This is a genomic window from Croceibacterium sp. TMG7-5b_MA50, from assembly GCF_039830145.1.
GTDB lineage: Bacteria > Pseudomonadota > Alphaproteobacteria > Sphingomonadales > Sphingomonadaceae > Croceibacterium.
In genome coordinates this window covers 2794529-2816882 of record NZ_CP156082.1, presented here as the reverse complement: position 1 = coordinate 2816882, position 22354 = coordinate 2794529, and the positions used below count along the sequence as shown (strand labels likewise).

General features: G+C 67.6%; 12 protein-coding genes. 3 read left to right on the top strand and 9 right to left on the bottom strand.

All coding sequences use genetic code 11. The features are described 5' to 3' along the window. Positions 1–39 precede the first annotated feature (39 nt). Together V5740_RS13025 and V5740_RS13020 are read left to right on the top strand one after the other, a co-directional pair. The gene (locus V5740_RS13025; protein WP_347302900.1) at positions 40–2457 is read left to right on the top strand and encodes an ATP-binding protein; all 2418 of its coding nucleotides are present in this window, start codon (positions 40–42) and stop codon (positions 2455–2457) included. 62 nt (positions 2458–2519) lie between these two features. Further along, a complete protein-coding gene (locus tag V5740_RS13020; RefSeq protein ID WP_347302899.1) occupies positions 2520–2912 on the top strand; it encodes a response regulator in 393 nt (130 codons plus the stop codon). A 60-nt stretch (positions 2913–2972) separates the two neighbouring features. Here the strand turns inward: V5740_RS13020 and V5740_RS13015 are convergent, their stop codons facing one another. The 9 genes from V5740_RS13015 to V5740_RS12975 form a co-directional block, all read right to left on the bottom strand. Then, positions 2973–3632, bottom strand: a complete 660-nt coding sequence (locus tag V5740_RS13015) for a hypothetical protein (RefSeq protein ID WP_347302898.1) — start codon at positions 3630–3632, stop codon at positions 2973–2975. A 102-nt stretch (positions 3633–3734) separates the two neighbouring features. After that, positions 3735–6155, bottom strand: a complete 2421-nt coding sequence (treY, locus tag V5740_RS13010) for a malto-oligosyltrehalose synthase (RefSeq protein ID WP_347302897.1) — start codon at positions 6153–6155, stop codon at positions 3735–3737. Beyond that, the gene (gene malQ / locus V5740_RS13005; RefSeq protein ID WP_347302896.1) at positions 6152–8167 is read right to left on the bottom strand and encodes a 4-alpha-glucanotransferase; all 2016 of its coding nucleotides are present in this window, start codon (positions 8165–8167) and stop codon (positions 6152–6154) included. Before malQ ends, treY begins: the two co-directional genes overlap by 4 nt. Next, positions 8164–9861, bottom strand: coding sequence for a malto-oligosyltrehalose trehalohydrolase (treZ, locus tag V5740_RS13000; protein ID WP_347302895.1), 1698 nt, complete (start codon positions 9859–9861; stop codon positions 8164–8166). Before treZ ends, malQ begins: the two co-directional genes overlap by 4 nt. Positions 9862–9863: 2 nt before the next feature. Next, positions 9864–12002, bottom strand: a complete 2139-nt coding sequence (glgX, locus tag V5740_RS12995) for a glycogen debranching protein GlgX (protein ID WP_347302894.1) — start codon at positions 12000–12002, stop codon at positions 9864–9866. Further along, positions 11999–14164, bottom strand: coding sequence for a 1,4-alpha-glucan branching protein GlgB (glgB, locus tag V5740_RS12990; RefSeq protein WP_347304533.1), 2166 nt, complete (start codon positions 14162–14164; stop codon positions 11999–12001). Before glgB ends, glgX begins: the two co-directional genes overlap by 4 nt. 5 nt (positions 14165–14169) lie before the next feature. Continuing rightward, positions 14170–17418, bottom strand: a complete 3249-nt coding sequence (gene treS, locus V5740_RS12985; protein WP_347302893.1) for a maltose alpha-D-glucosyltransferase — start codon at positions 17416–17418, stop codon at positions 14170–14172. Then, a complete protein-coding gene (locus V5740_RS12980; protein WP_347302892.1) occupies positions 17415–20429 on the bottom strand; it encodes an alpha-1,4-glucan--maltose-1-phosphate maltosyltransferase in 3015 nt (1004 codons plus the stop codon). Before V5740_RS12980 ends, treS begins: the two co-directional genes overlap by 4 nt. 101 nt (positions 20430–20530) lie before the next feature. Continuing rightward, the gene (locus V5740_RS12975) at positions 20531–21058 is read right to left on the bottom strand and encodes a MarR family transcriptional regulator (RefSeq protein WP_347302891.1); all 528 of its coding nucleotides are present in this window, start codon (positions 21056–21058) and stop codon (positions 20531–20533) included. A 216-nt stretch (positions 21059–21274) separates the two neighbouring features. On the opposite strand from V5740_RS12975, the gene trxB reads away from it, so the two are divergent. Beyond that, on the top strand, positions 21275–22270 hold the full coding sequence (gene trxB / locus V5740_RS12970) for a thioredoxin-disulfide reductase (protein ID WP_347302890.1): 996 nt from the start codon (positions 21275–21277) through the stop codon (positions 22268–22270). The last annotated feature ends 84 nt before the right edge of the window (positions 22271–22354 follow it).

Sequence of the window (22354 nt, the reverse complement as noted above, 5' to 3'; positions counted from 1 at the left end):
TTTGCCAAGGCTTAACCGCCCCGCCTCCATGATGGCGCGATGACCAGCACGCGCCTGTTCCTGCCCGCCCTGCTCCTGCTCGCCGCACCCGTGCAGGCAGTGCCGGCTCAGGGCTCCGCGGCGGCGACCTCCGCCGCCGCCACCGCCTTCGACCGGGCGATCACCGATGCCAAGGCGGCGATGATGGCCGACCCGCGAACGGCGCTGGCGGCGGCGGACCGGGCGCTGGTCCGTGCCGCCGCTCTTCCCGGATCACAGGGCGCCATCGCGCGGGCGACGGCCCTGTGGCTGCGGACGGAGGCGCTGATCGGCCTCAACCGCATGACCGAGGCGCAGAGCGAGGTCGATGAGGCACTGGCACTGGCCGAGGCGCATGCCCCGCGCACCAAGCTGATGGGCGACCTGCTGCGGGCGCGAGGCTCCCTCTCCAGCATCAAGGGGCAGGTGCAGGCGGCGTTGGCCGACCTTCTGGCCGCGCATGACGTGTTCCGCATCGCAGGCGAGCCGCGCAGCCAAGCCATTGCCCTGATGGACATCGCTCAGCTGTATGGCGAAGGCGGCGATTACAGCCGGGTGCTGCGCTACAACTCGCAGGCGCTGGACCTGTATGACGACGACCCGGCGGTGACGCTGGCGGCGCACAACAACAATGGGGAGGCGTTGCGCACACTGGGCCGCTGGCAGGAGGCGGAACGGGAGTTCGCCGCCGCCCTGACCGATGCGCGCAAGCTGGGCAGCCCCTTGCTGGAGGCGCGCATCCTGGGCAATCTGGCGCTGGTGCAGGTGGATGGCGGCAAGCTGAGCCATGCAACCCGCAACATCCATCGCGCCCTGACGCTGAGCCAGACGCCGGATGCCGCCGAATGGCGCTGGACCCTGTTCGGCGTTCTGGCCAAGATCGCCGCGGCGCGCGGCAACGATGCCGGCGCGGTCGAGCTGCTGGACCGGGCCTTTGCCGGCCGGGACCTTTCCCGCACCGACATGACCGCGCGCGAGTTCCACGAGCTGGCGGCACGCATCTACCACCGGCAAGGGCAGGTGCAGCGCGCCTATGACCACCTGGCCGCGTTCAACCGCATCGACAGCGAGGCGCGGCAACTGACCGCCACCGCCAGCTCGCAGCTGATGGCCGCGCAGTTCGACTTCGCCAACCAGAACCTGCGCATCGCCCAGTTGCGCGAGGATCAGTTGCAGCGCGACGTGCAGCTGGAACGCCAGCGCGGCACCTTCCGCACGACCATCTTCGCGTTGCTGGGCGCGGGCGCCGCCGTGCTGCTGGGCCTGATGGGCTGGACCACCCTGTCGATCCGCCGCAGCCGCAACCAGGTGCGCAGCGCGAACACTGTGCTGACCCGCGTCAACACCGACCTGGAACGCGCGCTGCGCGCCAAGACCGATTTCCTGGCCATGACCAGCCACGAGATCCGCACCCCGCTGAACGGCATCCTGGGCATGACGCAGGTCATGCTGACGCGCCCGGACGTGGCGGGCGAGACGCGCGAGCAGGTACAACTGGTGCATGGCGCGGGCGAAACCATGCGCGTGCTGGTCGACGACATCCTCGACCTCGCCAAGATGGAGGCGGGGGAGATCACGGTGGAGCCCGCGCCCACCCGCCTAAGCCCGATCGTGGACGATGCGCTGGCCCTGTGGCGCGCGCGCGCCGCGGCCAAGGGCCTGCGGCTGGTGGCCGAACTGGACCTGCCGGCCGGCGCGATCGAGACCGATGGCGCGCGCGTGCGGCAGATCTTGCACAACCTCCTGTCCAACGCGATCAAGTTCACCGCAAGCGGAGAGGTACGGCTGGTGGCCGCGACGGACCGCAGCGCCGGCACCCTGATCCTCTCGGTGTCGGACACCGGCATCGGCATTGCGCCGGAAGACCAGGCCGCGGTGTTCGAGGCGTTCCACCAGGTGGACAGCGCCATGACCCGCCAGTTCAGCGGCACGGGCCTGGGCCTCGCCATCAGCCGCAATCTGGCCGAGGCGCTGGGCGGTGCGATCACGCTGGCGAGCACACCGGGGATCGGCAGCACCTTCACCCTGCAACTGCCGCTGCGCGAAGTCGCGGCGGCACCGCGCGTCGTGCCGGCCAGCCTTGCCGATGCACGCATCGGCATCGTCGATCCCGATGGCGCCCGGCGCCTGAAACTCGCCGGATTGCTGCGCGCCCATTGTGCGGCGGCAGTGCCGCTGGACGATGCCGCGGCTGCCCTAGACTCGCTGGCCGACGGCCTGCTGGACGGGCTGCTGGCCGACGGCGCCGGCTGCACCCCGGCGCTGCTGGCGGCGCTGGCCGAATCGGGAGTGCCGGCGATCGTGCTGGCGGGCGAGGGCGATCTGCCGGCCTTCGCCACCATGCCTGCCGCCACCGTGCTGGCGAAGCCGGTGCCCGCCACCCGCGTGCTTGGTGCGCTGAGAGACAGTTTCGCCCATCCGCTGGCCGCCGTCGCGTGACGGTCAACAGCCTGTTTACCTTGGTCGCCTACCGTCCCGGCAAGGTCGATGGAGTGCAATGAATGCTGGTCTTGTTTGTCGAGGACGACGCCATGAACCGCCGTGTCGTGCGTGACATGCTGCGCGTCGTCGACACCGCCATGGAAGAAGCGGAGGAGGCGGAGACCGGGCTGCGCATGCTGGCCGCCACGCCGTATGACATGGTGCTGATGGACCTGCGCATGCCGGGCATGGACGGCATCACCGCCATTCGGAAGCTGCGCGACCAGCCCGGCCCCAACCAGGCGGCGCCAGTGGTGGTCATCACCGCGGACATGGCCCCGGACCTGCGCGACCGCTGCCTGGCGGCAGGGGCGGATGAGGTGATTGTGAAGCCAGTCGCCATGGCCACGCTGCTCGACACCATGGCGCGGCTGGTACCCAGCGTAACGGACGACGATTTCCTGATCGACTGACACGACAAGGGCGCCGGTCCGACCGGACCGGCGCCCCTACCTCGCGCGTTTGCGTGATTGTCAGAAGGCGTAGCCGAGCGACACCTGCACCACCGGATAGACCTTGTAGCCGTCAATATCGCTCTCGATCTCGGCCTCTTCCTCCACCAGGCTGGCGAGCACCGCGGGATTGTTCGCGAACGGCCCTGTCACGACGAGGTCGTTCACCCGCGGCGTGCCGTGGAACATGGCGCCGGCCTCGAACCCCAGCTTCACCCCGCGCGTCAGCCCGCCCGACCAGCCGATCGTCGCTACGGGCGCAAAATCGTCCGCCGCCACATGGCCGCGCACGGTGCCGATCTGGTTTTCGGTGTAAACATCATTGCCGATCTGCACGCTCCTCGATGGCGTTGCCAGCAGGTCCACCCGGTTGTCGCCGATCCGCGCACCGCCGGAGATGCGGAAGCCATTGCGCAGCGGATGCAGGTCCAGCATCACGCCGCCCGACTTCAGCCCCAGGTCGCCATCATAGGTGATGTCGCTCGAGTCCACCTCATGCCCGAAGCCGAGAAAGGTCGCGTTGGCGCGCACACCCACGACCGGAGAGGCGCGGAACGTCACCTCCGGCCCGATGCCCAGCGTGCCGCCGGTCACGCCCAGCATAACACGGCTGGCCTTATCCTGCGCCGCGGCCGGGCTGGCCGCGATGACGCAGAAAAGAAGAAGTGCCGATACCCTCATATGCTGAACCGTCCTGTTGCAATGACTGGTCAGCCTACCGGCAGCTCCTCCCCCTGTGCAGTTCGTAGAATTGCGGAGACATAGGGTTGCGAAAGGGATGCCTCAGGCCGGCGCCACATGCACCGGCCCGCCGGCGAATGCCTCGGCCGCCGGCAACTCGCCGATGCGCGTGTCGCCCCACCATTCGGCCGATGGCATGGTGCCGTCCCCATCCATGATCGCGGCGGAACAATGCAGCGCGAAGGCAAGCATCAGGGCCTCGCCATCGCCTTCGCGGCGGAACGCCAGGACATGGTCCGCCTTGGCACCGCTGACCTCCACCGGCTGGTAGCCGCCGCCGGTGAACATCGCCGGATGGTCGCGCCGCAGATGCAGCAGACGGCGCAGCACGTCACCCTTCCAGTGGCCGCCCATCTCGCGAACCGTGTAATCGACCGGACGACGATTATCGGGATCGACCAGGCTCAGATCCTCGCGCTCCGTCCCCTGATATGTATCGGGCATCCCCGGCACGGTCAGCCGCAGGGCCATCTGCACCAGCGCCACCGCGCGGAAGGCCGGCTCGACCCGGTCCACAAATGCGGCGATCGCCCGTACCAGCGGCTGATGGCGATCGTCCGTCAGCACGGCGGTCACAAGGTCGGCGCATACCTGCTCGTAAGCCTCGTCCGGCGCCTCCCACGACGAGCGCAGCTTGCCTTCGCGCAGCGCCTTCTGCTGCCAGGCATTCACGCGCTCGGCAAAGGCGGCGCGCCCGTCGGCATCGTCCACGTTCAGCCCGGCCGGCCATGCGCCGAACAGCGTCTGCCACAAGGCGTAGCGGTCGGCCGGGTCCACGCTCGTACCCTCCCCGCCGGCCAGCCAGTCCCAGCCGGTCACTTCCTGCCGCCACAGATCGGGCACGCCGCTCAGCACGGCCAGCCGGGCGCGTACATCCTCGCCCCGCTTGTGGTCGTGGGTGGCAGTGGCGAGCATCGCGTGAGGGAAATGCTCGGCCCGCTCCGCATTGCCGGCGTGGAACTCCTCCGCGCTCTGGCTCCAGCGTCCGGCGTCGAACCCCACATCGGTCCGGCTGAGCAGCCGGCAGTACCGGTAGAAGCCGGTGTCCTCCACCGCCTTGGCGGCGATCGGCGCGGATAATTGCCAGAAGCGGCGTCGGGCCGCCTGCAGCAGCCGGTCGCCTTCCGCAGGCTCGACCAGCCATTGCAGCACCTGTTCCACCACCTCGGCCTCGCCCGGCGGGGCATAGGGCTTCACCGCCGCGCGCACGCGGTCCAGCATGGCGTCCTGCGTAGGTGCGTTGTCGCGCGGACGGTAGGTACGATAGACCGGGAACACCCATAGCAGCCGCTCGATCGCGCGGCGCATCATGCCGGTGGTCCAGCCGCGGCTTTCCGGTCGTGCGGCGGCGAGGTCTGCGAACAGGTCGGCACAGGCGCGGAACTGCGCATCGAACGACCACGACAGCAATTGCTGCCGCGCCAGCAACTCCTCCTGATGCCAGGTGAGGTCGCGTCCGCTGAACTCGTGCCACAGCGCGGTGAGCGGTGCCTCTCCGGCGGGATCGTGCAGCAGCGCGCTGACCTCCTCCATGAAGTCGTACCCGCTGGTGCCGTCCACCTGCCAGCTGGTCGGCAGCTTCTCGCCAGCGCCCAGGATCTTCTCGACCACCAGATAGGCCGGGCCGGCCGGCGCATCAGCCGGACGCTGGATCGCCTCCAGCCGCTCGCGCACCATGCGGCAATAGGTGCCCGGATCGGCCAGGCCGTCGACGTGATCGACACGCAGCCCATCCACCAGCCCTTCGGCATAGAGGCGGAAGTAGAGCGCGTGCGTTTCCTCGAACACCTCCGGGTCCTCGACCCGGAGACCGGCGAGTTCGCTGACGGTGAAGAAGCGGCGCCAGTTCAGCTCGTCATCCGCGGTGCGCCACCAGGCCAGCTGGTAATGCTGCCGGTCGAGCAGCGCCCGCAGGCGACCGATATCCCCGTCCGCCGGCAGATCGCCGTGATCCTCTGCACGGATCGGAACGCGTTGCTCGCCATACAGCAGCAGGGCCGGTTCGGCTCCATCGCGGTCGACGGTGATCTGCCCCTCGGCCAGCACATCTTCCAGCCGGGCGCCCAAGATCGGCAGCAGCGGCTTGCCGCCGGTCCAGTCGATGTCGAAGAAGCGGGCGTAGCGACTTGCTTCGCCATTCCGCAGCACGTCCTGCCACCAGGAGTTCTCGCCCCCGGCGATGCCCATGTGGTTGGGGACGATGTCGATGATCAGGCCCATGCCATGCGCGCGCAAGGCGGCGACCAGCGAACGCAGGCCATCCTCCCCGCCTAGCTCGGGATTGACCCGGGTGGGGTCGGTCACGTCGTAGCCGTGCATGGACCCCGCGACCGCCGTGGTGATCGGGGATGCATAGACGTGGCTGATGCCGAGATCGTGCAGGTACGGCACGATGGCTTCCGCCGCGCTGAATGGAAAATCGCGGTGCAGCTGCAGGCGGTAGGTGGCGCGGGGGATGCTCAAGCCATGTGTCCTTTGCGGGCCGCGCCGATCCGGCGGGCTCTGTCGGCGATCTGCGGGCGGTCCAGCAGTTCCGGTATCGGAGCGGGCAGGCGACGGCGCCAATTGGGATGCTCGTCCGTGGTGCCGGGCAGATTGGGCTGTTCCTCCAATCCGATCAGGTCCTCCAGCGGCAGGATCACCAGCGGGCCGGAGGCGGTGCCGATATGCGCGGCGGCGGCGTCCACCACCGGGTCGCGGTCCCAATCCGCCGGCCGCGAACCTTGCGCCGCGGCGCTGTCCTGCATCGCCCGCCACAGCCGGTCGCGATCGGCATCGCGCGCCTGCATGTCCGCAGCCTCGCTGTCGGCGCCCGACCGGCCGAGCCGCCAGGCCCAGTCGATGTCATGCGCCTTCCACCAGCCGGCTACGGTGGCGAGGTCGTGCGTGCCAGTCATCGACACCGCGGTGGGCCGGTAATCGCGCGGCTGGATGAAGCTCTTGTCGTCGGCCTGTTCGAACCACAGCACGTTCATGCCGTGGACTGCGCGCTGCGCCAGCCGCGGGCGCAGCCCTTCCGGCACGGTGCCCAGATCCTCCCCGATCACCACCGCCTGTTTCTTGTGGCTTTCGATCGCCAGGATGCGCAGGTAGTCGTCCAGCGGATAGGTCAGGTACGCGCCATGCTTCGACGCCTGCCCATGGGGCACCACCCACAGCCGGTTGAGGCCAAGGATATGGTCGATGCGGATGCCGCCCGCATGTGTGATCGCGGCGCGCAGCGTGCCGATGAACCCGGCAAAGCCGGTGCGCTGCAAGGCCATCGGCGCGAAGCTGGTGATGCCCCAATCCTGCCCTTGCGGCCCCAGCAGGTCAGGCGGCGCGCCGATCGAAAGTCCCTTCAGCAGGTCATCCGGCCGGCTCCACGCATGGCTGCCGCCGCTGTCCATGCCGACGGCGAGATCGGCGATCAGGCCGATCGCCATGCCTGCGTCCTTGGCGGCGGCCTGCGCATGCGCCAGGCTCTCCTCCGCCAGCCATTGCGCGAACAGGTAGAAGCCGACCTCGTCCGCATGTGCGTCTGCGAATTCACCCACCGTGTCGTCATCAGGATTGTGAAAATGCTCTGGCCAGCCTTGCCAACCGCCGGCCCCGGAGTGGAAGAAGTGGGCATGGAGCGCATCAAAGGTCGCATGCAGCGCAAGCTCGCGACCGCCCTTCGCCGCATATTGGGCGACCCGCTGACGCACGCTGTCACTGTTCAGATTATAAGCAGCGCGCAGAGCCGCCAGCCGTGCTGGAATGGCCGCTTCCCAGTCGATCAGCTCGCCCGCGCCTGCCGACGCAGGCAATGCGCCGCCGACCAGCCGCGGATCGGCGTAGAGGATATTGAGAAACAGCCGGCTGGATGGCGCATAGGGTGAAAACCGGCTGGCATCGGCGGGGAACAGCGCATGGGCCGGACTGATCGCCAGCGCATCGGCACCTGCCTGCCCCAGTGCACGCGCTGCCTGAGCCAGCGTGCCGAAATCACCGAACGCACTCGGTTCGGGATCGACCAGGCTGGCGATCTGGGCCGCGCTGCCCCACAAACGGCGGCCGGGCGCCGCATCGTCGAAACTGAAGCAACGCCGCGGCGCCACTGCCAGCGTGTAGTCGCGCGCTCCTATGCGGAGCCGGTGGTAGCCGGTCGTCATCACCCGCGACGTTCCCAGGCGCAGCCGCCCGTCACCGTGCGGCACCAGCGGCAGGGTCATGCCGCCGCCGTCCTCCAGCGTCAGGTCTGCGTGGCTGGTACCGACATCGTTGACCAGCAGGTCGTCACCCAGGTCGACGGACAGAAAGTCACGCTGCGCGCGCTCCGCCGCCAGTTTCTCGTACGCGGCCGCGATCTCCGCCCCGCTGCCCGCCGGATAGCCGAGCGCCGCCAGCACGCGGGCGAGATCCTCGTCCGCGGTGACCTGCGGCCGGGCATGGGCGTCGTCCCATTCGGGCTGTAGTCCGGCGGCACGCGCCAGATCGGCGACCGCACTCATTTGGCGATCCATGCGGCGAAGCTGTCGGGTGCGCCGCTGTCGCCAAGCTCCAGCAGGACGCGGCCCTCCGCACCGGGGAAGGTCACAGGGGCTCGACCCAGATTGATGCTTAGTCCCAATGTGCAGCCATCACCCAGCAGCCAGCGCGCGGCCACGGCGCCATCGCCCAGCACCTCTACCCCCGTCGATCGGGCACCCGCTATGCCGGGCACCACATGCCGGGAACGCAGCGCCAGCAGGTCGGCGTAGAACGCCCGCCAGGCGGCGTTGTCGGGGCCGGGTTCGGGCGCGGAGCGGGCAAAGGTCATCCCGTCGTTCGGATCGGGGATACCCTCCCGCGCGGCGGGATCGGAGAAGGCGGCGAAATGGGCGAATTCCTTGCGCCGGCCTTCGCGTACCGCATCGGCCAGTTCATCATGGAAATCGGTGAAGAACAGGAAAGGCGTCGTGCTCCCTTCGGGCTCCCCCATGAACAGCAGCGGGATTTGCGGGCACAGCAATTGCAGCGCGGTCGCGGCGCGCAGCCGGTCAGCATCGGTCAGGCTGATCAGCCGTTCGCCCAAGGCGCGATTGCCGACCTGATCGTGGTTCTGCAGGAAGCTGACGAAGTGGCCGGGCGACAGATGCCCGCTGGGCTTGCCGCGCGGCCCGTGGCCGCCATCCTCGCCCTGGTAGATGAACCCCTCCGCCAGGCAGCGCGCCAGCCGCTCGGTCGCGTTGTCGGCGAAGCTCTTGTAATAGCCCTCCTGCTCGCCCGTCAGGATGACGTGCAGCACGTTGTGGAAGTCGTCGTTCCACTGCGCATCGTACAGGCCGGGGGCAAGGCGATCGGGATCGTTGTTCTCGTTCTCCAGCACCAGATGCGTCTGCCGATTGGGCAACGCCGCCCGGATCTCCCGCGCCATGTCGTCCAGGAAGCCGTTGTCGGCGATGGCATGCACCGCATCGAAGCGCAGCCCGTCCAGCCGGTAATCGCTCAGCCACATGAGCGCATTGTCGATGAAGAAGCGGCGCACCGGGTCCTTGCTGACCGCGACCGCCCCGCCCCATGGCGTATGGGCATGTTCGTCGAAGAAGCCGGCGGCATAGGCGCTGAGGTAATTCCCGTCAGGACCAAAGTGGTTGTACACCACGTCCAGGAACACCATCAGCCCCAGCCCATGCGCCCGGTCGACCAGCGCGCGCAGATCGTCGGGTGAGCCATAGGCCTCCGCCACGGCATAGGGCAGCACGCCGTCATAGCCCCAGTTGCGGGTACCGGCGAAGGCGTTTATCGGCATCAATTGAACAGCGGTGATGCCCTGGTCGCGCCATTCCGGCAATCGCTCCGCCACGCCCGCAAAGCCGCCCAGCACGCCGGCATGAACCTCCAGGATCACCGCCTCTTCCCACGGGCGGCCCTGCCAGTCGTTCTGCCAACTATAGCCCGCAGGATCGCACAACACACTCCACCCATGGACGCCGTCAGCCTGCCGGCGCGACGCGGGATCGGCGACGGCGAGATCGGCATCCAGTCGGAAACGGTAGCGGGCGCCGGGGGCGGCCTGCGCCTCCACGACAAACCAGCCGTTCGCCGCAGCCGCCATCGGCAAGGACGGGGCGCCATCCAGTTCCAGCGTGATGCCGTCACGATCGGGCGCCCACAGGGCAAAGCGGGCGCGCCCGTCGCCCAGTATTTCCGGTCCCCAGTGCATGGTCACTCCCCGCCGTCAGGATCGGCGTCGTCGTGCGGCGCGTCCCCGTGCTTTTCCGTACCGACGATCAGGACGACGGCATGGGCCTGCACCTCCACCGTGTCGCCAACCACGCGCTCTTCCGCCAATGGCTCCGCGCTGTCGATCACCAGCCGCCGTTCCAGCGATGGCTTCGGCAGGGTGAAGGTGAGCGGCGTGTCACCGCCGTTCATCAGCATGGACACCGCCTGCAGCACGCCGTCCTTGCGCCGTCGAACCCGCCGCATCAGCAAGGCGCGCCCTTCGGGATTATGCCAATCGTCGTTCGTCAGATGCTCGCCACGCTCGTCGAACCAGTCGATATCGAGCACGCCCGGCGCGATCTCCTCCTCCCCGTGCAGGAAGTGGCCGGCGCGCAGCAGCGGGTAATGCTTGCGCACTGCGGTCAGGCGACGGACGAAGTCGCTCATCGCGTGGCCGCGCTCGCTGTTCAGCTGGTTCCAGTCGAACCAGCTCAGCTCGTTGTCCTGGCAATAGGCGTTGTTGTTGCCGTTCTGGGTGCGCCCGAACTCGTCCCCGCCCAGCAGCATGGGGGTGCCGAGCGAGGCGAACAGGGTGGTCAGCATGGACCGTGCCACCCGGTCGCGGGTCTCGATGATCTGCGGGTCGTCGCTTGGCCCTTCCACGCCCCAGTTGCGTGAATGATTGTTGCTGTGACCGTCCCGGTTGTCCTCGTTATTCGCCTCGTTGTGCTTGTCGTTGTAGCTGACGAGGTCGGTGAGGGTGAAACCGTCATGCGCGGTCACGAAGTTGACGCTGGCCCAAGGCCGGCGCGCGCGGCGGTCGAACAGGTCGGCGCTGCCCGCGATGCGATTGGCGAATTCGGGTCGAGTGCCGGATGCGCCATTCCAGTAGCTGCGCGTCACGTCCCGGAACTTGTCGTTCCATTCGGCGAAGCCCGGCGGGTGGTTGCCAAGCTGGTAGCCGCCGGGGCCGATATCCCACGGCTCGCTGATAAGCTTCACTTGCCCCAATACCGGGTCCTGCCGCAACACGTCGAAGAAGCCGCTGCGGGGGTCGAATCCGTTATTGCCATCGCGCCCCAGCGTGACGCCAAGGTCGAATCGGAAACCGTCCACATGGTAGCTCTGCACCCAGTGGCGCAGACTGTCCGCCACCATCTGGATCACTCGCGGATGGCTGAGGTCCAGCGTGTTGCCGGTGCCGGTGTCGTTGACGCAGTAACGCGGCTGATCCTGCACCAGCCGGTAATAGGTCGCGTTGTCGAGGCCGCGGAACGACAGCGTCGGGCCCAGCTCGCTGCCTTCCGCGGTGTGGTTGTAGACGACGTCCAGGATCACCTCGATACCGGCGGCATGCAGCCGGCGGATGGCGATGCGCAGCTCGTCTCCGCCGCCCGCCATGTAGCGGCGTTCGGGCGCGAAGAAGCCCAGCGTGTTGTAGCCCCAGTAATTGGCGAGGCCCGCCTCCTGCAGGCGCTGGTCCTGCACGAAGGAATGGATCGGCAGCAGTTCCAGCGTGGTGACGCCGATCCGCTTCAGATGGTTGATGACGGTAGGGTGCGCCAGCGCGCCGTAGGTCCCGCGCTCGCGCCGGGGCACCTCCTCCAGCAGGCGGGTCAGGCCCTTCACATGCGCTTCGTAGATGACCGTCTCCGACCACGGCACGTTGGGCCGCATATCGCCCGTCCAATCGAACCGATCGGCCACCACCACCGCCTTGGGCATGGCGGGCGCGGAATCGCGCTTGTCGAAACTCAGGTCCTTGCGCGGGGAGCGCAGGCGATAGCCGTGCAGCGATTCATTCCAGCGCACATCGCCGTGCAGCATCTTGGCATAGGGATCGAGCAGCAGCTTGTTAGGGTTGAAGCGATGGCCCGCCTCCGGCTCGTACCGGCCATGCGCGCGGTACCCGTAGAGAAGGCCCGGCTTGGCGTAGGGCAGATAGCCGTGCCAAACCTCATCCGTGCACTCGTTCAGCGGCAGGCAGGCAATCTCCTTGCCGCCTTGCGGATCAAACAGGCACAGGTCCATGCCATCCGCATTTGCGGAGAACACGGCGAAGTTGACGCCGAGCCCGTCGAACGTGGAACCCAGCGGATAGGGCGATCCCGCCTGCAGCCGGTCGGGCAGCGGGCTCAAACGCCCGCCGCCTTCAACACCACTACGCCCAGCGGCGGGATATTGACTGCGGCGGAATGCGACTGATTATGGCAGCCATCGCCATCGGCCAGCACCACCCCGTCATTGCCCCAATTGCTGCCACCGTAGATGGCGGCATCGGTGTTCAGGACTTCCATCCAGCGCCCCCCCTGCGGCAAGCCGACGCGATAGCCATGCTGCGGTTGGGGTGTCAGGTTGACGATCACCGCCACCTGAGCCCCGCCGCCGCCTGACCGCACGAAGGCGTACACGCTGTTGTGTGCATCGTCAGGCACAAGCCAGAAGAAGCCGCCGGGTTCCGTATCCAACGAATGTAGAGCGGGCTCGGTCGAATATAGCCGGTTGAGGTCGCGAACGAGCGCCTGGACGCCCGCATGGTCGGGCCGATCCAGCAGGTGCCAGGGCAGCGTGGCATCATGGTTCCATTCCGCCGGGGCGCCCAGCTCGCAGCCCATGAATAGCAGCTTCTTGCCGGGATGGGTCCACATGAAGGCGAGGTACGCGCGCAGGTTCGCGCTCTTGCGCCAGGGATCGCCCGGCATCTTGTTCCACAGCGAACCCTTGCCATGAACCACCTCGTCATGGCTGATCGGCAGGACGTAGCGTTCCGAATAGGCATAGACCATCGGGAAGCTCAGCTCCCCATGGTGCCAGCGGCGATACATCGGATCACGTTCGAAATACTGGAGCGTGTCGTGCATCCAGCCCATGTTCCACTTGTAGTCGAAACCGAGGCCGCCATGCTCCAGCGGGGCGGAGACACCCGGCCAAGCGGTGCTTTCCTCCGCCACGGTAATTGCACCGGGGCAGCGCTGGTGGACGAGGCCGTTCATGGTCTTGAGGAATGCAACCGATTCCAGATTCTCCCGCCCGCCATGGACGTTGGGCACCCATTCGCCGTGCTTGCGGCTGTAGTCGCGGTACAGCATGGAGGCGACGGCATCGACGCGCAGACCGTCGACATGGAACGTCTCCAGCCACCAGATCGCGCTCGCCAGCAGGAAGCCCGACACTTCGTTGCGGCCGAGATTGTAGATCAGCGTGTTCCAATCCTGGTGGAACCCTTCGCGCGGGTCGGCATGTTCGTACAGCGGCGGACCGTCGAACCGCGCGAGGCCGTGGGCGTCCGTCGGGAAATGCGCCGGCACCCAGTCCAGGATGACGCCGATCCCCGCCCGGTGACAGGCATCGACGAAGCCGGCGAAATCCTCCGGATTGCCGAAGCGGGCAGACGGCGCAAACTGGCCAAGCGGCTGGTAGCCCCACGATCCGCCGAACGGATGCTCCATGATCGGCAGCAGCTCCACATGCGTGAAGCCCATGCTGGCGACGTAAGGCACCAGCCGGTCGGTCAGGCCCGCCCAGTCTAGCGCCTCGCCTTCCTCGCCCCGGTCGCGCATCCATGATCCGACATGGACCTCGTACACGCTGATCGGCGCATCGGCCGCCTGCCGACGGGCACGCTCCGCCATCCAGTCGCTGTCGGTCCAGGCGAAATCGGGCGCGGCGGCGACGATGCTGGCGGTAGCCGGCGGCACTTCGGTGGCTCGGGCGAGCGGGTCGGCCTTCTGCACCACCGATCCGTCCGCGCCGGCGATCTCGAACTTGTAGCGGGTGCCGACCGCCAGTCGGGGCACGAACAGCTCCCACACGCCTGTTGGGTGGCGGGCGCGCATCGGATGGCGGCGGCCGTCCCAGCTGTTCCAGTCGCCCACCACGCTGACGCGCCGGGCGTTGGGTGCCCAGACGGAGAAGTTGACACCATTGACACCGTCCACGCTGGTCGGCTGCGCGCCGAACACGCGCGGCAGGTCCAGGTGGCGCCCTTCCGCAAACAGGTGCAGGTCGAAATCGGACAGGACCAGACCGAACGTATACGGGTCCTCCGTCTCCTGCACCGATCCGCCCGGCCAGGTGATCCGCAGCAGATAGGGTCCTTCGGCTGCCAGCGGCCCGGCGAACAGGCCGGGCGCGGCTTCGGTCAGCGGGCAGACCTTGCGCCCCTGCACCGCCTCGACCTTCTCGGCACCCGGCTGGAAGGTGCGGACCACCGTGCTGGACCCTTCTCGATGCGCGCCAAGGAAGGCGAAGGGATCGTCCAGCCGGCCTTCCAGCATGGCCGCCGCGGCGGCGGGCATCATGTCGGTCATTCGCCCGTCTCCCGCAGCAGTTCACGCGCAGCCTGCGCCAGGCCGCGGGTCGGCACGCCGATCCAGTCGGGCCGGTTCGCCGCCTCGTACCCGATCTCGTACGCGGCCTTCTCCAGCACGAAGAGCAGCAGCAGCGGCCCGCGCTCCTCACTGCCGTGATAGCCTTCCAGGAACGCCTCGATCGCGCGGCGGCGGAACATCTCGGCGCCCTCGCCCGCACGCTCCTCCAGGCTGTCGGACGCTGCGGGCCGGTTGCTGGCGGCGACGGCTGCGGCGTAGTCGAAGCTGCGCAGCATGCCGGCGACGTCGCGGGCCGGCAGATCCTTCGCCCGGCGCTGTTCCAGCGGCCGGGCCGGCTCCCCTTCGAAATCGATGATCATGACGTCGTGCCCGGTCATCAGCACTTGCCCCAAATGCAGGTCGCCATGGATGCGGGTGCGCTGCTGCCCTTCCGCCGTGGCGGCGAGACTGGCGACGGCATCGGCGATCGCATCACCCTTCCCCGCCAGCCATTCCGCATCGGCCCGAGCCTCTTCCGGCAGATCGGCATCGGCGAGGCGCGCGATCGCCTGGCGGACCTCACGGACCACCCGCTCTCCCAACGCTGTCGCATTAGCAGCCGACAGCATCTCCGGCGCGAAGTCGGGATTGTCGGTCGGACGGGCGAGCACCGCATGCATCTCCGCCAGACGGCGACCCAGATTTGCGGCGAAGTTCTCGTAATTGGTGAACGACCAGTCGGTGTCCGTCGACAACCGCTCCAGCGCATTCAGCGTCCACTGCCAGCCATCGCCCTGGTTGTAGACGAAGGCCTGCGCCAGCATCACCAGCGTTTCGGTGCCGTCATCCTCCGCCCGCGTCACCGTGCCGAGCACGGCGGGCACGTTGGCGAAGCCGTTCTCCCCCAGATGGCGGGCCATTTCCGCATCGGGATGGACGCCCGGCGCCAGCTTGCGCAGCAGCTTCAGCACCGCCTGCTGGCCTACCACGACCGTGCTGTTGGACTGTTCGGCGGCCAGCCATTCGGGTTCACCATCCGGATCAAGCTCGAAGGCCGGGGTCGCGGCAAAGCGCAAGGTGCCGCCTTCCGATGCGACCTCTGCCCCGTCGCGCATCGCGGAAAGGACCGCGGCGGCGAATTGCGAAGTGGCGAAGCCATCGGTCAGCAGGCCGACATGGCGCCCGCGCCTGACTCGCGCCAGCGCCAGATTGCTGGCGAAGGGGCCGGTCCGCTCGCCCTCCCACGCAATGCCGAGCGGCAGCGTGTAGATCGCTTCCTCACCCCCGCTGGTGACGGCGAGTTCCGCCAGCAGCAGGTCGTCCGCCCCAGGCATCGGCGTGGTGCGCACCACCCGCAGGCCATCGACGCCAGCATCCTTGCCGCCGAACCAGCGCCGTTGCCCCACATAGGCCGGCAGCAGGTCGCCCTCGAGCATGGAGCGGCTGGCGCCCTGCATCACGTCGGCAAGCTCCGGCCGCAGGACAAAGGTGTGCCGCTCGCTGTCGAGCGAGGGCGCCGAACTGGCCCAGGCAGGCGCGTCGCCGTGCGTCAGCTCGAACCACAGGAAGCCGTAGGGCGGCAGGGTCAGCAGGTAAGGCAAGTGGCCGATCGCCGGGAACGCCTCGCCGCCGGTCAGCTCTACCGGGGTGAAGCCTTCATATTCGTGCAGGTCCAGCTCCACCGCCTGTGCATTGCGGCCCAGATTGGCGACACAGAGGATCGTCTCGTCACCGAACTGGCGCAGATAGGCGAGGATGCGGCGGTTGGCCGGGCGCAGGAAGATCTGCTCCCCACGGCCGAATGCCTGGTACCGCTTGCGCACGGCCAGGGCGCGCTTGACCCAGTTGAGCAGCGAATGCCGGTCCCGCTCCTGCGCCTCCACGTTCACCGCAGCATAGCCGTAGAGCGGGTCCTGAATTGCCGGCAGCGTCAGCGTGGCGGGATCCGCCTTGGAGAAGCCGCCATTGCGATCGGGCGACCACTGCATCGGCGTCCTTACACCGTCCCGGTCGCCCAGGAAGATGTTGTCGCCCATGCCGATCTCGTCACCATAATATAGCACAGGCGTGCCGGGCATGGTCAACAGCAGGGCGTTCATCAGCTCGATCCGGCGGCGGTCCCGCTCCATCAGCGGGGCCAGACGGCGGCGGATGCCAAGGTTGATGCGCGCGCGTCGGTCGGCGGCGTAGGTGTTCCAGAGGTAGTCCCGCTCCGCGTCCGTGACCATTTCCAGCGTCAGCTCGTCATGGTTGCGCAGGAAGATCGCCCATTGCGCATCGCCCGGAATGGCGGGCGTCTGGCGCATGATGTCGGTAATGGGGAACCGGTCCTCCTGCGCCACCGCCATGTACATGCGCGGCATCAGCGGGAAGTGGAACGCCATGTGGCATTCCTCCGTCACCTCTTCCTTCTGGCCGAAATATTGCTGCGTATCCTCCGGCCACATATTCGCCTCGGCCAGCAGCATGCGGCCGGGGTAATGCTGGTCCAGATCGGCGCGGATCTTCTTCAGGACGTCGTGCGTCTCCTGCAGGTTCTCGTTCGACGTGCCGTCCCGCTCGATCAGGTAGGGGATGGCGTCCAGCCGCAGCCCATCGATCCCGGCATCGAGCCAGAAGTGCATGACGTCCAGCACCTCCTGTAAGACCGCCGGATTGTCGAAATTGAGGTCCGGCTGGTGCGAGTAGAAGCGGTGCCAGAAATAGGCACCCGCCTCCTCGTCCCAGGTCCAGTTCGACTTTTCCGTATCGAGGAAGATGATGCGGGTGCCCGAATACAGCTTGTCGTCGTCCGACCAGACATAGAAGTCCCGCTCCGGGCTTCCCGGGGGCGCCTTGCGCGCCGCCTGGAACCAGGGGTGCTGGTCGCTGGTGTGATTGATGACAAGTTCGGTGATGACGCGGATGCCGCGGTCATGCGCCGCGTCGATCAGCGCGCGCACATCCTCAATCGTGCCGTAATCGGGCGACACGTCGCGATATTCGGCGATGTCATAGCCGTCGTCGCGCCGGGGGGAGGGGTAGAACGGCAGCAGCCAGATCGCCGTGACGCCGAGATCGGCGACATAGTCCAGCTTCTGCATCAACCCGGCGAAATCGCCGATCCCGTCATTGTTCGCATCGAAGAACGACTTGACGTGCAGCTGGTAGATGACCGCATCCTTGTACCACTGCGGATCGTCCGCCGGGTCGACGAGGACGGCGGTGGTGGTGGCACTGGCGGTTTGCGGGGCGAGTTCGGTCACGATGCGTCCTTGGGCAGGGTAAAGCGCCAGATGCGGTAGGGCTCGTCGGGCGTGATGTGGATGGTCTGGTTCTTGCCATACAGGCGGAAGCTGTTGCCGTGGGCAAGGTCCTCCACCTCGATCGCGGCATCGTCGGCCAGGCCGAACTGCCACAGCGGCACCTCGTAGGTGCAGCCATGGGCGTTGTGCGGGTCCATGTTGACCATGACCATGATCATCTCGGCCAGCGTCTCGCCGCTGTTGGGCGCGGACTTGCCGTACCAGATGATCTGGTCGCTATCGGCGGCGTAGAAGCGGGTGTTGAGATGCGTCTGCAAGGCCGGATGCGCGCGGCGCAGGCGGTTCAGCAGCGTCACGTCATCGACGATGTCACCGGGCCTGCGCGCCTGATAGGGGCGGATTTCGTACTTCTCGCTGTCGAGGTATTCCTCCTTTCCCGGCCCGAGCGGGGTCGCGTCGCACAGCTCGAACCCGGAATAGACGCCCCACAGGCCCGACAGGGTCGCCGCCAGCACCGCGCGGATGCGGTGCGCCGGGCGGCCGCCGGTCTGCAGGAAGTGCGGGTTGATGTCGGGCGTGTTGACGAAGAAGTGCGGGCGGTAGAACTCCTTCGGCGCGGTCGTCGTCAGCTCCGTGATATACTCGGTCAGCTCCGCCTTGTGGTCACGCCAGGTGAAATAGGTGTAGCTCTGGCTGAAGCCGACCTTGGCCAGCCGGTACATCATGGTCGGCCGGGTGAATGCCTCCGACAGGAAGATCGTTTCGGGATGGGCAGCGCGGACTTCACCGATCATCCATTGCCAGAAGGGCAGCGTCTTCGTGTGCGGGTTGTCCACGCGGAAGGTCTTCACGCCTTCCTTGACCCACAGCAGGATCACATCCCGCAGCGCCAGCCACAGACCCGGGATCGCGTCGGGCGCGTAGAAGTCGACATTGACGATGTCCTGGTACTTCTTGGGCGGGTTCTCCGCATATTTCATGCTGCCGTCCGGCCGCCAGGCGAACCAGCCGGGATGTTCCTGCAGCCACGGATGGTCGGGGGAGCACTGGATGGCGAAGTCCAGCGCGATCTCCAGCCCATGTTCGTGCGCCGCGGCGACCAGCTTGCGGAAATCGGCGAAGCTGCCCAGTTCCGGGTGCAGCGCATCGTGGCCGCCATCGGGGCTGCCGATGGCATAGGGGCTGCCGACATCGTCAGGGCCGGGCGTCAGCGTGTTGTTCGGCCCCTTGCGATTGGCCGTGCCGATCGGATGGATGGGCGGGAAGTACAGCGTGTCGAACCCCATGTCGCGTACATGCGGCAGGATGCCGATCACGTCGGCGAAGGTGCCGTGCCGGTTCTTGCTGTCGGTGATGGAGCGGGGGAAGATCTCGTACCAGCTGGAGAAGCGCGCCTCGACCCGCTCCGCATCCACGATCTGCGGTTCGCTGACGATGCGGAACGGGCGGTCGTCCGCCGCCGCCATCAGCTCCGCGAGTTCATCCGACAGCAACAGCTGCACGCTGTCAGCTTCGCTCGCCTTTTCCAGCTGCGGCAGCAGGCCGGTCAGCTGCTGCTTCACCGCGCCCGACATACGGCCGATGGCGTCCGCCACCAGCGCGCGGCCCTCCGCATGATCAACAGCCTGCGCGACGCCTGCATCCACCTTCTTGCGGAAGTCGCGCCGGAACCCGCCCCAGCGGTCCAGCCAGCCTTCGACGGCGAACAGATGACGGCCCATGCGCTGCAGCGGGAATCGGGCGCTCCAGCGATCGTTTGGAAGCTGCTGCATGGGGGCCCGCTGCCAGGCGTCACCATCGCCCGCACGCCACAGCAGTTCGGCGGCGAGCTGTTCATGCCCATCACCAAACAGGATGGCCGTGACCGCCACCTCCTCCCCCACGACACGCTTCACCGCGAAGGCGCCACCCTCCACCGACGGTTCGATCCCTTCCAGCACAAGCCGCGGCATGGCGGCCATCGCCGCCGGATCGGTCCTCATCGGGGCGGAGGTGATGGGGGCGGCAGCGTCCATCGTGATCCGGCGCACCTCGCCCGCAGCCAGGGTCAGCGGCACGATGCTGCCGGTAAAGCGGGCGCCAGCAGCGGAGAGCTGCGCCGGAGTTACGACCTGCTCGGCGCCGCTGCCATTGGCGAGGATAAGCTCCGCCCGTGAGGCCAACCGCGGATCGGCACCGTCCGGGCGCAGCAGTGCCAGCACCGGATCGGAGCTGGAGGACAGACGCACCAGCGGGCCGCTGCTGGCAAGTGCCGGGCGGATCGCTGCGGCGCTGCCGGTCGGCACGATCACCCCGCCGCCCAATGCCTGCGCCAACTGCATCTGCGCCTCGGTGCCGTCGGGCCCGATCTCATGCAGCAGCCCGCCTACGCGGGAAAGCGCATTGATTTCATCAACCAGCCAGGGCGCCGTGCCATTCCACCAGCGAAGGGAGGTAACGAGGTAGTCGGCACCCGCCTCCCCCAGAGCCAGCAACGCGGCCCGGTCCCCGCCCGCCGGTCCGGCGATGAAGATGAAGTCCGGAACCTTTGCCAGCACCTGCCGGCGCATGGCCGCGAACAAGGCCGGCGGCAGCGCATCGGCCGCCAGTCGCAAGCCTGCCAGGCCGTGCCCCGCCAGTTCGATCAGCCGTGCGGCCAACGCGTCGGCAAACAGGTCCTGGCGTGCGGGATCGCGCAGCCGGGCGCGCGCCTCCCCCGTCAGCGGCAGCGGCTTGCGCGGGTCGATCACCGCACCGGGAGCACCGGCCGTCCGGACGGAAAATGCCCCCGGATTGGCGGATACCAGGGGGTGATCGTACGCGAAGCGCGCGGGATCCGCCTGCAGCAGCAGCTGGGCACCCGCCTTGCGCGCGGCCGCGCCCCATTCGGCGATCGCCATATCGGTCGCGGCATCGAACAGCGCGGGCAGTTCGATCAGCCAGCCGTCGCCGGGTCCATCACCAGATGCCGCGCCGGCCCCGGTCTGCGTATGGTCGAGAGCGCGGACGATCTGCAGGGGGGCAGCGGGCAAGGGCATTGTCTCCCGGAAAGTGGGTCAGGCGGTGTCTGGCTCCAAACAATCCGCCTGCCGCCATCGTTCCGGCCCTCTGCCCGACGCCGACGATGTGGGCGTTATTCGGGCTCGCCTGCCGGCAGCCCTTCATCCAGGCGGGCCAGCATCAACTGCAACTGCTCGTTCAGCGTGGCGATCTCGGCCTCCGAAAAACCGGCGAACATCCGGTCGCGCATCGGGTCCGCCACGGCGAAGATCTGCTCTAGCGCGGCCAGCCCCTCGTCCGTGATGCTGAGGTAGTTGGTCCGCCGGTCATGCGGCGCCTGCTCGCGTGCGACCAGGCCGTCGCGGCTCAGCGTGTCGACCATGCGCGTCATGGTCGGGCCTTCGATGCGCAGCCGCTTGGCGATGTCGATCTGTGCATTGGGGTCGGGCGCGTTCATGATCGCGCTCATCGCTTCCATCCGGGCGGAGCTCTGCCCGATGGTCCGCAACCGCTCGTCCAGCAAAGCGCGCCAACGGCGGGCGACCAGCACCAGGTTGATAGACAGCCGGATGGCGGGGGTGGTCCCGCCTTCCCGATAGACGGGGAAGGTCGATCCGCCGGTGTCGGCAGAGGGGTTCGGGGGGGTTGTGTCTTCGCTCATAATCGATCCAGTGGCACACGGCATAATCACCGGCGCGACACCCGCGCCGGGACCTGCAGCATCCATCCCCAACTGTTCCGTTGCGTCCCTCTGGACATAGAAGGCTAACAAGTCCAGCGCTGTTACGCATCGGGGCCGGCCGCATCTTGATCAGATGGCCACAAGGGGCCACCTGCCCTCCGGGGCATATCACAGGACGGATACGGGATTTCGTACATGACCACGCACACCACCCGCATGCTGATCATCGGCAGTGGCCCGGCGGGACTTACCGCCGCCATCTATGGCGCGCGCGCGGGCATGGAGCCGATCGTGGTGCAGGGCCTGCAGCCCGGCGGGCAGCTGACCATCACCACCGATGTGGAGAACTATCCCGGCTTCCGCGACGTGGTGCAGGGGCCGTGGCTCATGCAGGAGATGCAGGCCCAGGCGGAACATGTCGGCACGCGCATGCTGTGGGACACCATCACGGAGGTGGACATCGAACACGGCCCTCCGTTCCGGGCAAAGGGCGACAGCGGTGACGAATATGTCGGCGACGTGCTGGTGATCGCAACCGGCGCGCAGGCGAAGTGGCTGGGCGTTCCGGGGGAACAGGCGCTGGGCGGCAAGGGCGTGTCCGCCTGCGCGACCTGCGACGGGTTCTTCTATCGCGGGAAGAAGGTCGCTGTGATCGGCGGCGGCAACACCGCCGTGGAAGAAGCGCTGTACCTGACCCACCATGCCGATGAGGTGACGCTGATCCATCGACGCGGCGATCTGCGCGCGGAGAAGATCCTGCAGGATCGCCTGTTCGTCCACCCCAAGATCAAGGTGCTGTGGAACAAGCGGGTCGAGAGCTTCGAAGGCGATCCGCTGAACGGCGGCCTCACCCATCTGGTATTGGCCGACAGCGATACCGGCGAGTTCAGCGACTTCCACTGCGACGGCGCCTTTGTCGCGATCGGCCACGCGCCTTCGACCAGCCTGTTCCAGGGCAAGCTGGAGATGGACGACAGCGGGTACATCGTGGTGGAGCCGGGGACGCCCAAGACCAACCGCCCCGGCGTGTTCGCCTGCGGCGACGTGGCCGACCATACCTACCGCCAGGCGGTGACCGCCGCCGGCAGCGGCTGCATGGCGGCTCTCGATGCCGAACGCTTCCTGGCGACGCTGGAATTTGTCCGCAACGAACAGGCCGCCCAGGCACGGCAGGCGGAGCCTGCCGAATAGCGCGAGACGCGCGTCCAGCGGACGATTCCGCGGGGCACCATTGCACCGCTAAGCTGTTTGGGTAATCTGTACCGGCCGGTAAAG

Bases quoted from the DNA above. Each gene is read 5' to 3' on its own strand.
- trxB (WP_347302890.1), top strand. From the start codon at position 21,275: ATGACCACGCACACCACCCGCATGCTGATCATCGGCAGTGGCCCGGCG.
- treZ (WP_347302895.1), bottom strand. From the start codon at position 9,861: ATGCACTGGGGACCGGAAATACTGGGCGACGGGCGCGCCCGCTTTGCC.
- V5740_RS13020 (WP_347302899.1), top strand. From the start codon at position 2,520: ATGCTGGTCTTGTTTGTCGAGGACGACGCCATGAACCGCCGTGTCGTG.
- glgB (WP_347304533.1), bottom strand. From the start codon at position 14,164: ATGATGCCCGCCGCCGCGGCGGCCATGCTGGAAGGCCGGCTGGACGAT.
- V5740_RS12975 (WP_347302891.1), bottom strand. From the start codon at position 21,058: ATGAGCGAAGACACAACCCCCCCGAACCCCTCTGCCGACACCGGCGGA.
- V5740_RS13025 (WP_347302900.1), top strand. From the start codon at position 40: ATGACCAGCACGCGCCTGTTCCTGCCCGCCCTGCTCCTGCTCGCCGCA.
- V5740_RS13015 (WP_347302898.1), bottom strand. From the start codon at position 3,632: ATGAGGGTATCGGCACTTCTTCTTTTCTGCGTCATCGCGGCCAGCCCG.
- malQ (WP_347302896.1), bottom strand. From the start codon at position 8,167: ATGAGTGCGGTCGCCGATCTGGCGCGTGCCGCCGGACTACAGCCCGAA.